This is a genomic window from Shinella fusca (assembly GCF_014203155.1).
Lineage (GTDB): Bacteria > Pseudomonadota > Alphaproteobacteria > Rhizobiales > Rhizobiaceae > Shinella > Shinella fusca.
Map to the genome: position 1 here is coordinate 166,558 of NZ_JACHIK010000010.1, position 11,850 is coordinate 178,407.

General features: G+C 65.9%; 12 protein-coding genes. 7 read left to right on the forward strand and 5 right to left on the reverse strand.

Features of this window, described 5'->3' with window-relative positions; translation table 11 throughout:
• Window positions 1-25 precede the first annotated feature (25 nt).
• Window positions 26-847 carry a trehalose-phosphatase gene (otsB, locus tag HNQ66_RS15540; RefSeq protein ID WP_184145077.1) on the forward strand — a complete coding sequence of 274 codons (822 nt, stop codon included), beginning with the start codon at window positions 26-28 and terminating at the stop codon, window positions 845-847.
• Here the strand turns inward: otsB and HNQ66_RS15545 are convergent.
• Window positions 844-1,383, reverse strand: coding sequence for a cupin domain-containing protein (locus tag HNQ66_RS15545; RefSeq protein ID WP_246434322.1), 540 nt, complete (start codon window positions 1,381-1,383; stop codon window positions 844-846). The two genes, otsB and HNQ66_RS15545, sit on opposite strands and share 4 nt — an antisense overlap.
• 110 nt (window positions 1,384-1,493) lie before the next feature.
• Here HNQ66_RS15545 and HNQ66_RS15550 point away from each other — a divergent pair, with 110 nt between their 5' ends.
• Complete coding sequence (locus HNQ66_RS15550; RefSeq protein ID WP_184145078.1) at window positions 1,494-1,703, forward strand: hypothetical protein; 210 nt, start codon at window positions 1,494-1,496, stop codon at window positions 1,701-1,703.
• 64 nt (window positions 1,704-1,767) lie between these two features.
• Window positions 1,768-2,250 carry a transcription elongation factor GreA gene (gene greA / locus HNQ66_RS15555; protein ID WP_184145079.1) on the forward strand — a complete coding sequence of 161 codons (483 nt, stop codon included), beginning with the start codon at window positions 1,768-1,770 and terminating at the stop codon, window positions 2,248-2,250.
• Window positions 2,251-2,286: 36 nt separating this feature from the next.
• On the opposite strand, the gene HNQ66_RS15560 is transcribed toward greA, so the two are convergent.
• Window positions 2,287-3,525, reverse strand: coding sequence for a saccharopine dehydrogenase family protein (locus tag HNQ66_RS15560; RefSeq protein WP_184145080.1), 1,239 nt, complete (start codon window positions 3,523-3,525; stop codon window positions 2,287-2,289).
• A gap of 36 nt (window positions 3,526-3,561) precedes the next feature.
• Entirely contained in the window at window positions 3,562-4,662 is a 1,101-nt protein-coding gene (locus HNQ66_RS15565) for a carboxynorspermidine decarboxylase (protein ID WP_184145081.1), read from the reverse strand.
• Window positions 4,663-5,156: 494 nt separating this feature from the next.
• On the opposite strand from HNQ66_RS15565, the gene HNQ66_RS15570 reads away from it, so the two are divergent.
• A complete protein-coding gene (locus HNQ66_RS15570) occupies window positions 5,157-7,382 on the forward strand; it encodes a heavy metal translocating P-type ATPase (RefSeq protein WP_184145082.1) in 2,226 nt (741 codons plus the stop codon).
• 2 nt (window positions 7,383-7,384) lie between these two features.
• On the opposite strand, the gene HNQ66_RS15575 is transcribed toward HNQ66_RS15570, so the two are convergent.
• A complete protein-coding gene (locus HNQ66_RS15575) occupies window positions 7,385-7,801 on the reverse strand; it encodes a MerR family transcriptional regulator (protein ID WP_184145083.1) in 417 nt (138 codons plus the stop codon).
• A 382-nt stretch (window positions 7,802-8,183) separates the two neighbouring features.
• Between HNQ66_RS15575 and HNQ66_RS15580 the strand changes: the two genes are divergently transcribed.
• From HNQ66_RS15580 to HNQ66_RS15590, 3 genes are read left to right on the forward strand one after another with little or no spacing between them, the layout of a single operon-like run.
• Window positions 8,184-9,227, forward strand: coding sequence for a L,D-transpeptidase family protein (locus tag HNQ66_RS15580; RefSeq protein ID WP_184145084.1), 1,044 nt, complete (start codon window positions 8,184-8,186; stop codon window positions 9,225-9,227).
• Between the two features lie 16 nt (window positions 9,228-9,243).
• Window positions 9,244-9,951 carry a L,D-transpeptidase gene (locus HNQ66_RS15585; protein WP_184145085.1) on the forward strand — a complete coding sequence of 236 codons (708 nt, stop codon included), beginning with the start codon at window positions 9,244-9,246 and terminating at the stop codon, window positions 9,949-9,951.
• A 30-nt stretch (window positions 9,952-9,981) separates the two neighbouring features.
• The gene (locus HNQ66_RS15590; RefSeq protein WP_184145086.1) at window positions 9,982-11,181 is read left to right on the forward strand and encodes an amidohydrolase family protein; all 1,200 of its coding nucleotides are present in this window, start codon (window positions 9,982-9,984) and stop codon (window positions 11,179-11,181) included.
• 177 nt (window positions 11,182-11,358) lie between these two features.
• Here the strand turns inward: HNQ66_RS15590 and HNQ66_RS15595 are convergent.
• Window positions 11,359-11,850, reverse strand: a 492-nt coding sequence (locus HNQ66_RS15595; protein ID WP_184145087.1) for a transposase, incomplete at its 5' end; no start/stop codon positions are given.

Genomic DNA, 11,850 nt, shown 5'->3' on the forward strand with positions numbered 1-11,850 from the left:
CGATTGCGGCCTAATTGCAGGTGTCATGCTAGACGACGACGAACAATTGCAACCGTCCGATGCGGCGATCCGCCATCTGGTCCGCCGCCTGCTCGCCGAGCCGGACCGCTGGGCCCTCTTCCTCGATATCGACGGCACGCTGATCGACCTTGCCGTGACGCCGGACGCCATCCAGGTGCCGCTGTCGCTGACGGCGAACCTTTCCGCCGTCTCCTCCCGCCTCGGCGGGGCGCTGGCGCTGGTAACGGGGCGCAGCCTTGCCTATGCGGACGAGCTGTTCTCCCCCGCCCGCTTCCCCATCGCGGGCCTGCACGGCGCGGAGCTGCGAGCCGTTGACGGCGGAACGACCGTCGCCCGCGCCACCCCCGCCTTTTCGGAATTGAAGCACCGGCTGGTGAAGGAGACCGCTTGGATGGAGGGCGTGCTGATCGAGGACAAGGGCGCGGCCATCGCCGCGCACTACCGGCTGGCCCCGGCGCTCGACACGGCGCTGGAGAAGATCATGCGGGATTTCGCCGAGAAGGCGGGGCCGGACTGGACGTTGCAGCCCGGCAAGATGGTCTTCGAGGTGCGCCCCTCGCGCGCCAGCAAGGGCGATGCGGTCGCTTCCTTCCTGGAGCAGGCGCCGTTTTCCGGCCGTCTGCCGATCGCCGTCGGCGACGACCTGACGGACGAATCGATGTTCGCGCTCGCCAATGCGCGCGGCGGCCAGTCGATCCGCGTCGGCTCGCTGTCGCATGCCACCTGCGCGCTCGCCCGGGCCTCCTCGCCCTCGGCCATCCGCACGGCGCTCGCCACCGTCGCGGCGGGCGAACCGGCTGCCTCCGGCGTCGCGGCGGCGCGCTAGCTTCTTGCGGAATGGTTCCAGAGGGTGAGAAGCGGGCCGGCGCGGCCGTAGAGCGGATCGCTGCCCGGCACCGGCAGCGCGGCGATGATCTTCAATTCGCCGGGCGTTGCCGCCGCCGTCTCGATATCGGCATGCTGGCCGGGCGGATAGCCGCCGACGACGAGGAAATCGTCGCTCGCCGAGAGGCGCCTGTGGCCGGTGCCGGCCGGAAGCACCAGGCAATCGCCCGCCTCGACATCGAGGCTTGCACCCTCCGGCCCGCCGATGAGGAGTTCGGCCTTCCCCTCGGCGATGCCGAGCACTTCGTGCGCGCCGACATGATAGTGCTGGTAGGAGAAGACGCCGTTGCGCCACACGCCTTCCCAGCCCGAATCGTAGAAAAGGCCCTCGAAGGCGTGCGCCCGGTCGTCGACCTCGGGACCGAGGACCCCGCGATAGACGAGGACTGGAAGGAAAGGGTGGTTCGGCACCCATTCGCTTGCGGAAAAGAACAGCGTTTCCGGCTGCCGCATCGTTGTTTCGCCTGCTGAGGTCATGGGATTGTTTCCGGATTTCGCTGGGAAGGAAATTCCGCAAGATCATGTTTGTTCCCGCGGAACATTCCGTCAGGGTCGCGGTTTCTCCTCTGTCTTGAAGGGAGGACGAAATGGAAGAGGTTTCCAATATCCAGTTGCATTTCGACGTTCTGAGTTGCCGCGCGCTCCTGTCCTGCGAGGGCAAGGATTATGTCCTGCCGGATACGTATCCCAATCGCGACGCCGCGCGGGCGGCCGCGCAGAAATTCGCCTGGGAACGACTGGGGCTGAAGAGCCGGCGCGCCGGGCGGCCGTCGGACATCGCGATCTGGCTGCGCTAGGATAGAGCCTTGCAACGGATGCGAAACTCCGTAAACCTCGAAGGCAGATAAACGGAGGCCGGACGTGAGCGTCGCATTCGTCAAGGAAGAGAGCGCCGAAACGGCGGCGGAAACCCAACTGCCGGACCGCCCCGTCTCGCTGCACCCCAATCTCGTCACCGAAACGGGCCTCAAGGCGCTGGAGCATGCGCTTCAGGTCGCGCGCGAGGCTTTCGAGGCGGCGAACGCCGTCGAGGACGTCAACGAGCGGCGCCGGCAGGCGGCCGGCCCGGCGCGCGACCTTCGCTATTTCTCCGAGCGGCTGCGCACCGCCCAGCCCATGCCGCCGCCGGCCGACAACGAGACGGTCGCCTTCGGCAGCACCGTCACCTTCAGCCGTGACGACGGGCGCGTGCAGACCTACCGCATCGTCGGCGAGGACGAGGCCGATCCCAAGGCAGGCACGATCTCCTATGTCTCCCCGGTCGCAAGGCTCCTGCTGGGCAAATCCGTCGGCGACGTCGTCACCATCGGCGAGCAGGAGCTCGAGGTGATGACGATCGCCTGAAACGAAAAGGCCGGCTTTCGCCGGCCCTTCCTGTGCTCAGAAGCTGACGGCGCGGTCGCCGTCTTCGTCCTGAATGCGGGTCGGCAGGCCGATCCGGTTCAGGAGGTTGATGAAGGGCTTCGGCGGCAGTTCCTCAACGTTCGCCATCGTCTTCACGTCCCATTCGCCGGTAGCGACCAGCATCGCGGCGGCGACCGGCGGCACGCCGGCGGTGTAGGAGATGCCCTGGCTGCCCACTTCCTCATAGGCTTCCTTGTGGTCGGCCACGTTGTAGATGAAGACGGTCTTCTCCTTGCCGTCCTTCAGGCCCTTCACGTAGTCGCCGATGCAGGTCTTGCCCTCGTAGCCGGGGGCGAGCGAGGCCGGATCGGGCAGCACGGCCTTGACGACCTTGAGCGGCACGACTTCGAGGCCCTCGGCCGTCTTGACCGGCTGCTCGGAGAGAAGGCCGAGGTTCTTCAGGACGGTGAAGACGTTGATGTAGTGATCGCCGAAGCCCATCCAGAAGCGCACGTTCGCGCCGTCCATATTCTTGGCGAGCGAATGCACCTCGTCGTGGCCGCACAGATAAGCGCGGCGCGTGCCGACGACCGGCAGGTCGTAGTCCTTGCCGATCTCGAACATCTTGTTCGTCTGCCACCCGCCGTTCTGCCAGGAATAGACGACGCCGGTGAATTCACGGAAGTTGATTTCCGGGTCGAAGTTCGTGGCGAAGTACTTGCCGTGGCTGCCGGCATTGATATCGACGATGTCGACGTCGGTGACCGTGTCGAGATACTCGTCCTTGGCGAGCTTCGCATAGGCGTTGACGACGCCGGGGTCGAAGCCGGCGCCGAGGATGGCGGTGATGCCCTTCTCCGCGCATTCGGCCGCGCGCTTCCACTCGTAGTTCCCGTACCACGGCGGCGTCTCGCAGATCTTGCCCGGCTCCTCGTGGATCGCCGTGTCGATATAGGCGACGCCGGTATCCATGCAGGCGCGCAGCACCGACATGTTGAGGAAGGCGGTGCCGACATTGATGACGATCTGCGACCTTGTCGACGCGATGAGCGCCTTGGTGGCCTCGATGTCGAGCGCGTCGAGGGCGTGGCCTTCCAGCACGCCCGGCTGTTTCATCGCCTTCTTCTCATGGACCGACGCGATGATCTTGTCGCACTTCGCCCTGGTGCGCGAAGCGATATGGATGTCGCCGAGCACGTCGTTGTTCTGGGCGCATTTGTGCGCGACGACCTGTGCAACGCCGCCGGCGCCGATGATGAGCACGTTTTTCTTCATGTCCCGGAATAGCTCCTTCTGGGTTGGATAGGGGGATCAGGAAAGGCTTGTCTCGTAGTCCGCATAGGAAAATTCGCGGACGGTGCGGATGTTTCCGTCGAGTTCGCGGATGGCGATGGCCGGCATCTTCACGCCGTTGAACCAGTTCTTCTTGACCATCGTGTAGCCGGCCGCATCCTGGATGGAGATGCGGTCGCCAACCTTCAGCTCCTTCTCGAAATCGAATTCGCCGAAGATATCGCCGGCAAGGCAGGACTTGCCGCAGACCATGTAGCGGTGCTGCCCGGTATTGGGCGAGAGCTTGGCGTTCTCCCGGTAGATCAGGAGGTCCAGCATGTGCGCCTCGATGGAGCTGTCGACGACGGCGAGGTGCTTGCCGTTGTCGAGAAGGTCGAGCACCGTCGTCTCCAGCGTCGTCGACTTCGTGATCGAGGCTTCGCCGGGCTCCAGATAGACTTGCACACCGTATTCACCGGCAAAGCGCTTCAGCCGCTCGGCGAATTTTTCGAGCGGATAGTTTTCGCCCGTGAAGTGGATGCCGCCGCCGAGGCTCACCCATTCGGCCCTCTTCAGAAGGGGGGCGAATTTCTCCTCAATGGTGCCGAGCATGCGGTCGAAGAGGTCGAAATCGCCGTTCTCGCAATTGTTGTGGATCATGAAGCCGGAGATGCGATCCATCACCGGCTCGACCTTTTTGACGTCCCATTCGCCGAGCCGTGAGAAGGGGCGGGCGGGATCGGCAAGGTCGAAGCTGGAGGAGGAGATGCCGGGATTGAGGCGAAGGCCGCGCACGATGCCGGCCGCCCTGTCGGCGAAACGGTCGAGCTGGCCGATGGAGTTGAAGATGATCTTGTCGGCGTGGCTGACGACCTCGTCGATCTCGTAGTCGGCATAGGCGACGGAATAGGCGTGCGTCTCCTTGCCGAAGCGCTCGTGGCCGAGGCGCACCTCGTTGAGCGAGGAGGAGGTGGTGCCGTCCATGTACTCGCGCATGAAATCGAAGACCGACCAGGTGGCGAAGCATTTCAGCGCCAGCAGCGCCCTGGCGCCGGAGAGTTCGCGCAGGCGCGCGACCTTCTCCATGTTGATGAGGAGCTTCGACTTGTCGATCAGATAGTAGGGCGTCGTCAGGGACATGGGGACCTGTCTTCCGTGGGGAGTGGCAATGCGAAAACGCCGCGCGCACGGAAGGCATCGCCCTCCGCTACGCGGGGTCTCGGACTGGAAACCGGATGTTACGGTATCGTCGTGCGGACACGGCGGTGCGACAGCGCCTTGGCGCGGTGCCGTGCCGGCAGGAGAGCGGGCAGGCGCGGTGTCTTCACCGGCCGCGTGGGGCCGGTGGGCGCAACGGCATAAAAGCCAGAGCGTGCCGCGATGGCACGCATCGAAAAGCGTTCTTCCGTTCGGGGGGCATCGACCGAGCCCATCCCCGATTGGAAGAGGGCGTCGCAAGACATGGCGTCCTCCCCAACCAGCAGATGAAACCTGCACTAAGTGGGGCGCTCTCTAGCACAGGCTGGCAACGGATTTCAATGCACCTCTTTTGCCGGAAATTTTCCGATTTCCGCTCTTGCACCTCTAGTCGCTAGAGGTCGTAGAACATTATCAAGACAAAAGAGGATTTGCCGATGTCCGATGTGAAAGAGACGCGTTTCAGGGTCGAAGGCATGGATTGCGCCTCCTGCGCCAGCAAGATCGACACCGCCGTGCGCCGCATGCCGGGCGTCAGCGACGTTTCGGTTTCGGTGACGGCGGGCACGATGCGGGTGCGGCACGATGCAACGAGCGACCTCGACGCGATCCGCCGCAAGGTCTCCGGCCTGGGCTACGGCGTGACCCCGGCCGATGGGGCCGCGCAAAAGCCGGCGGCGGAACACGAACACCGCCCCGGCTGCGACCATGACCACGACCATGACCATGAGCACGACCACGGCCCTGCGGCGAAGGCCGCCGCCGTCGAAGGCCTGCACGGCCACGACCACGGCCCGTCCGAAGGTCCGTGGTGGAAGGGCAGGAAGGGGCGGCTCACCATCCTTTCCGGCGCGGCGCTGCTCGTCGCCTACGGCATCGGCCATCTCTTCCCGGCCATCGCGACCTATGCCTTTGTCCTCGCCATGGCCGTGGGCCTCGTGCCGATCGCCCGGCGCGCGATCATGGCCGCGCTCGCCGGCACGCCCTTCTCCATCGAGATGCTGATGACCATCGCCGCCGTCGGCGCGGTCGTCATCGATGCGTCGGAGGAGGCGGCCGCCGTCGTCTTCCTCTTCCTCGTCGGCGAACTGCTGGAAGGCGTTGCCGCCGGCAAGGCGCGCGATAGCATCCGCTCGCTTTCCGCCCTCGTGCCGAAGACGGCGCTGCTGGAAGAGGACGGCCGCACGAAGGAGGTGCCGGCCGAATCGCTTGCCGTGGGCGCGATCATCCTCGTTCGCCCGGGCGACCGTATCTCGGCCGACGGCACCATCGTCGAGGGAGAGAGCGCCATCGACGAGGCGCCCGTCACCGGCGAAAGCACGCCGGTGCGCAAGGAGGCCGGCGATACGGTCTTCGCCGGCACGGTGAACGGCGATGCGGCGTTGCGCGTCCGCGTGACGGCGGCTGCGGCCGACAACACCATCGCCCGCGTCGTCAAGCTGGTCGAGGAGGCACAGGAATCCAAGGCCCCGACCGAGCGCTTCATCGACCGCTTCTCGAAATACTATACGCCCGGGGTCGTCGCCGTCGCCGCGCTCGTCGCCATCGTCCCGCCGCTTCTCCTCGGCGGCGTCTGGAGCGAATGGGTCTACAAGGGCCTCGCCGTGCTCCTGATCGGCTGCCCCTGCGCGCTCGTCATCTCGACGCCCGCCGCCATCGCCGCCGCGCTTTCCGCAGGCGCGCGGCGCGGCCTGCTCATGAAGGGCGGCGCGGTGCTGGAAGGCCTCGGCAAGCTCACCGCCATCGCCTTCGACAAGACCGGCACGCTCACCGAGGGCAAGCCGAAGGTTACCGATATCCTCGCCTTCGGCGGAACGGAGGGCGAGGTGCTGCGCCTTGCCGCCGCGCTGGAAGCCGGCTCCAGCCATCCGCTGGCGCTCGCCATCCTCGCAAGGGCCGCCGAGGAAGGCATTGCTCCCCCCGCCGCGACTGGCGCGCGGGCACTCGGCGGCAAGGGCGTCGCCGCCACGGTCGAGGGCAGGGAGGTCTTCCTCGGCTCGCCGAAGGCCGCCGCCGAGACCGTCACGCTTTCAGCCGAGGTCCAGGCCACCGTCACGGCGCTCAACGACGACGGCAAGACCGTCTCCCTGCTGCTGGTGGACGGCACGCTCACCGGCGCGCTCGCCATGCGCGACGAACCCCGCCCCGACGCCGCGGCCGGCCTTGCGGCCCTGAAGGAGGCGGGTATCCGCACCGTCATGCTGACGGGCGACAATGCCCGCACGGCGAAGGCCGTCGGCAGCCTGCTCGGCATCGAGGTGCGCGCCGAGCTGATGCCGGAGGACAAGCAGCGCATCGTCGGCGAATTGCAGCGCGAGGGCTTCGTCGTCGGCAAGATCGGCGACGGCATCAACGACGCTCCGGCGCTCGCCGCCGCCAATGTCGGCATCGCCATGGGCAGCGGCACGGATGTCGCGCTGGAAACGGCGGATGCGGCGATCCTGCACGGTCGCGTCGGCGACGTCGCGCTGATGCGGGACCTTTCGAAGCGGACCATGCGCAATATTTTCGAGAACATCGTCATCGCCCTCGGCCTCAAGGGCGTCTTCCTGGTGACGACCATCGCCGGCATCACCGGCCTCTGGCCGGCGATCCTCGCCGACACGGGCGCGACCGTGCTCGTCACGCTCAATGCGCTCCGCCTCCTGCGGCCGATCCGGTAGGTTCAGTCGTGCTCGTCGCTGCAAAGGTCGTGGTTGGCAAGCGCGCGGATGACGTAGCAATCGCTGATCTGGTTGGAGTGGCAATGGGTGGTGATGCGCTCCAGCTCGGCCTCCAGCTTGCGCAGCCGCGCGATCTTGCGGCGCACGGCGGCAAGCTGCTCGGCGGCGATCCGGTCGGCATCGCGGCAAGGGTGCTCGGGGTGCTGACTGAGCTCGATCAGTTCGCGGATGGCGTCGAGCGTCAGGCCGAGGTCGCGGGCATGGCGGATGAAGGCGAGCCGGTCGCGCTCCCCGGCCGAATAGCGCCGCTGGTTGCCCTCCGAGCGCTCGGCGGGCGAAAGGAGGCCCATCTGCTCGTAATAGCGGATGGTCGGGACCTTGACGCCCGTCGCCTTCGAAAGATCGCCGATGGTCAGCATGTCGTGCCTCTTCGTGTTATTTTCTCCAAGACATGTGGGGAGACGGCGGGCAAATCAAGGTTTGGTTCGGGTATGCTACTGGCTGAAGACCCCTCCCCAACCCCTCCCCCCTTGTGGGGGAGATGCCGGCAGGCAGAGAGGGTCTTCGCAGGGCCGGCGCAAGGTTCTGACGCTTTTGTGTTCGCTGCGTGATCGCCGGATGGCATAAACCGTGGCGCCAGGCCTTGAAGGCCGAGGGGCCTGAGGTTTATGGCCGGATACGCACAAAGACCGATGAGAGCCACAAGATTAACGAAGTTCTAAGCAATCGCTTGGACTCTGACAGGATGATGCGTCGCGCGGAAAGCGGCGCGCCCCGATCCCGAACAACCGAAAACGATCCATGTTTGCGCTTCGCCATCGCCTTTCCCGTGAAAACGCCCGTCCACGCCTTCGCCTCCTCGCGCGCCTTGCCGCCGCCACGGTCGCCGGCGGCCTGCTTGCCGGCTGCATGGCGATGGACGTCGCCTCGCTCGCCGAGGCCCCGCAGCTTTCCAGCAAGGTGAAGGCCGAGATGGCGAAGAAGAAGATGCGGCCGGAAAGCCCGGTTCTGGTGCGCATCTTCAAGCAGGAAAGCGAGCTGGAAGTCTGGAAGGTCGATGCGAGCGGCAAATACGCGCTCTTCAAGACCTATCCGATGTGCCGCTGGTCCGGAAAGCTCGGACCGAAGACGAAGATCGGCGACCGTCAGGCGCCGGAAGGCTTCTACCATGTCTCCGCCGGCATGCTGAACCCGAACTCGCAATATTACGTCTCCTTCAACCTCGGCTATCCGAACAGGCTGGAATCGGCGCTCGGCTATACGGGCGAGGCGCTGATGGTGCACGGCGCCTGCTCGTCCTCCGGCTGCTACGCCATGACCGACCAGGGCGTCGGCGAGATTTTCGCCATCGTGCAGAAGGCGCTGGAAGGCGGGCAGCAGCGTTTCCAGGTGCAGGCCTACCCCTTCCGCATGACGACGCAGAACATGGTCGCTCATCGCGGCGACCCGAACATGCCCTTCTGGCGCACGCTGAAGGAGGGCTACGACGCTTTCGAATTTACGCGGAGCCAGCCGAAGGTCTCGCTGTGCAGCGGCCGCTATGTCTTCGACAAGGACTTCGTCGGCGGCGAGCCTGACGATCCGCTCGCGGCCTGCCCGGCGACGGTCGAAGGCGTCCAGCCCGAGCTGATGGCGAAGATCGGTGCGGAACAAAGGAAGCTGGATGCGGCTTTCGCGAACGCCACGCCGGTTTCGAGCTTCGCCTATGTGGACGGCGGCATGCATCCGAGCTTCCGTTCGCTGCTCAAGCACGAAGGCGCAAAGGGCATGGCCGCGCGCATTTCGCGCACCAAATATCCCGTCAGCCGGCCCGAGGCCGCGCTGGCCGATCCCTATGACGATTGATGTGTGAGGAACTGTATTGACTGGTGAAAGCGTAACCCGCCGGTCCTTCCTGCTTGGCAGCGCGGGACTGGCAACCACGATCCTCTCCGGCTGCGTCACGCCGGTCCGCCAGAGGGTCGCCGTCGAGCCCGAGCCGGTCGATACCAGCATCTACGCCGAGATGTACGGGCCGAAGCCGGACGAGGTGTATCCGCTGCCGGCCATTCCCTACCATAAGATCGATCCGCGCTTCTACCGCCAGATGGTGCCGAACCCGACGGGCGAACGGCCCGGCGTCATCGTCGTCGATACGGCGACGCACTTCCTCTACCTCACCTATGAGGGCGGGCAGGCCATGCGCTACGGCGTCGGCCTCGGCCGGGCGGGCTTCGAATGGGCCGGCCGCGGTGTCATCCAGTACAAGCGCGAATGGCCGCGCTGGACGCCGCCGGACGAGATGATCGCCCGCCAGCCCGAGCTGGAACCCTATAGCTGGCGCAACGGCGGCATGGAGCCGGGCCTGAAGAACCCGCTCGGCGCCCGCGCGCTCTATATCTTCCGCGACGGCCAGGATACGCTCTATCGCATCCACGGTTCGCCGGAATGGTGGACCATCGGCAAGTCCGTCTCCTCCGGCTGCGTGCGCATGGTGAACCAGGACGTGGTCGACCTCTACAACCGCGTCCAGCCCGGCACGCCCATCCTGGTGCTCGGCTCCGCCGTCGAATCCGCCGGCATCTATTGACCGCATCGCCTGGAACGAGCTCGTAAGGACATGACCGTTATCGAAACGCTTTTCACCAATGCGAAGCTCGCGGATGGTTCCTTCAAGGATATCGGCGTTGCCGGCGGCCGCATCGTCTCCATCTCGCCGGCCGGGGCGGGGGGCGAGGCGGGCCGTCGCGTCGACATCGCCGGCGCGCTGCTCGTGCCGGGCTTCGTGGAGGGGCATATCCACCTCGACACCAGCTTCTACGGCGACAGGTGGATCCCCCACAAACCCTGCACCGACGGCTTCGACGTGCATCAGCGCGTCGCCTTCCAGGCCGAGAACATGGCGATGGCCGCGCCCATGGACGAGCGCGCCCGCAAGCAGCTCGAGCTGTGCGTCTCCAACGGCTCCCTCCAGATGCGCAGCCACGTCATGGTGGACGGCTCGGTCGGGCTGAAGTCGCTGGAGACGATCCTGAAGGTGCGCGAGGACTATCGCGACATCATCGACATCCAGCTCGTCGCCTTCCCGCAGAGCGGCATTCTTTCGAGCCCCGGCACGCCGGAGCTTCTGGATGCGGCGATCGGCCTCGGCGCCGATCTCGTCGGCGGCCTCGATCCGGCGAGCTTCGACCGTAATCTCGACGGCCATCTCGACGTCGTCTTCGGCGTGGCGGAAAGGCGCGGCGTCGGCGTCGATATCCACCTCCATGATTTCGGCACGCTCGGCGCCTTCACGGTGGAGGAGATCTGCGCGCGCACGGTGGCGCTCGGCATGCAGGGCAGGGTAGTGATCAGCCATGCCTACGGGCTCGGCGATCTCGATGCGGACGCTGCCCGCCATATCGGCGCGAAGATCGCTGCCGCCGGCATCTCGATCATGACCAACGCCCCCGGCGACCACGTCTTCCCGCCGGTCGCGCTGCTGCGCGCCGAGGGCGTCAACGTCTTTTCCGGCAACGACAATATCCGCGATTCCTGGTGGCCCTACGGCGACGGCGACATGCTGGGCCGGGCGATGATGATCGGCTACCGCTCCGGCTTCTACACCGACGAAGAGCTTTCCGCCGCCTTCGACGTGGTGACCGCCGCCGGCGCAAAAGCCCTCGGCCTCGAAGGCTACGGCATCGCCGTCGGCGCGAAGGCGGATTTCGTGACGCTCGACGCCGAGCATGTGCCGGAGGCCGTCGTGGCCGTGCCGAAGGGCCGCCGCGTATTCAAGGCCGGTCGGCTTGTCGCGGAGAACGGGGCCGTGGTGCGCTGAGGGCGCCTCCTTCCTCCTCCCTCTCGGTCATCCTTCCTCCTCTCCCTCTCGGTCGTCCTTCCTCTTCTCCCTCTCGGTCGTCATCCTCGGGCTTGACCCGAGGATCCACCTCTCAAACTCAGGGCGTGCCGAATGGATGGATTCTCGGGTCAAGCCCGAGCAACTGTGTTTGTGATGTCAAGTACGCACTGGTTTGTTGTCCCTGATAGCGGCATTGAGCGTGACGAGCAGGCGCCTTGCTATTGCGATGAGGACGAGTTTGGCGGGCTTTCCCTTTTCGCGCATGGCCTTGGCGATCGCCTGGAAGGGACCCGAGCGGCAAGCGGCCAGGGCTGCCATGTAGAGAGCGTCGCGAACCCGCTTCCGCCCGCCCCAGATACAGCGCCTGCCCCGCAGGTTGCCTGAATCGCAGGCGATCGGCGCCAGCCCGGCAAGGGCGCTGATGGCCCGCCGGTTCCGCTTGCCCAGTTCCGGCATGTGGGCAAGCAGGACCCTTGCCGTGACAGGCCCGATGCCCGGTGCCGAGCGTAGGATGGCCTCCCCCTGCAAAAGGGTGTGCGCCGATGCCAGGAGTGCGTCCATGCGCGCCTGCAGGGCTGCGATCTGGCGGTCGAGCATGTCGATCACCTGCAGGAGGCTTGCCTTCATCCAATCGGCATGGGGCTCGGC

Coding starts and splice junctions, on each gene's coding strand:
- otsB (WP_184145077.1), top strand. CDS start 26: ATGCTAGACGACGACGAACAATTGCAACCGTCCGATGCGGCGATCCGC.
- HNQ66_RS15545 (WP_246434322.1), bottom strand. CDS start 1,383: ATGACCTCAGCAGGCGAAACAACGATGCGGCAGCCGGAAACGCTGTTC.
- HNQ66_RS15550 (WP_184145078.1), top strand. CDS start 1,494: ATGGAAGAGGTTTCCAATATCCAGTTGCATTTCGACGTTCTGAGTTGC.
- HNQ66_RS15560 (WP_184145080.1), bottom strand. CDS start 3,525: ATGAAGAAAAACGTGCTCATCATCGGCGCCGGCGGCGTTGCACAGGTC.
- HNQ66_RS15565 (WP_184145081.1), bottom strand. CDS start 4,662: ATGTCCCTGACGACGCCCTACTATCTGATCGACAAGTCGAAGCTCCTC.
- HNQ66_RS15570 (WP_184145082.1), top strand. CDS start 5,157: ATGTCCGATGTGAAAGAGACGCGTTTCAGGGTCGAAGGCATGGATTGC.
- HNQ66_RS15575 (WP_184145083.1), bottom strand. CDS start 7,801: ATGCTGACCATCGGCGATCTTTCGAAGGCGACGGGCGTCAAGGTCCCG.
- HNQ66_RS15580 (WP_184145084.1), top strand. CDS start 8,184: ATGTTTGCGCTTCGCCATCGCCTTTCCCGTGAAAACGCCCGTCCACGC.
- HNQ66_RS15590 (WP_184145086.1), top strand. CDS start 9,982: ATGACCGTTATCGAAACGCTTTTCACCAATGCGAAGCTCGCGGATGGT.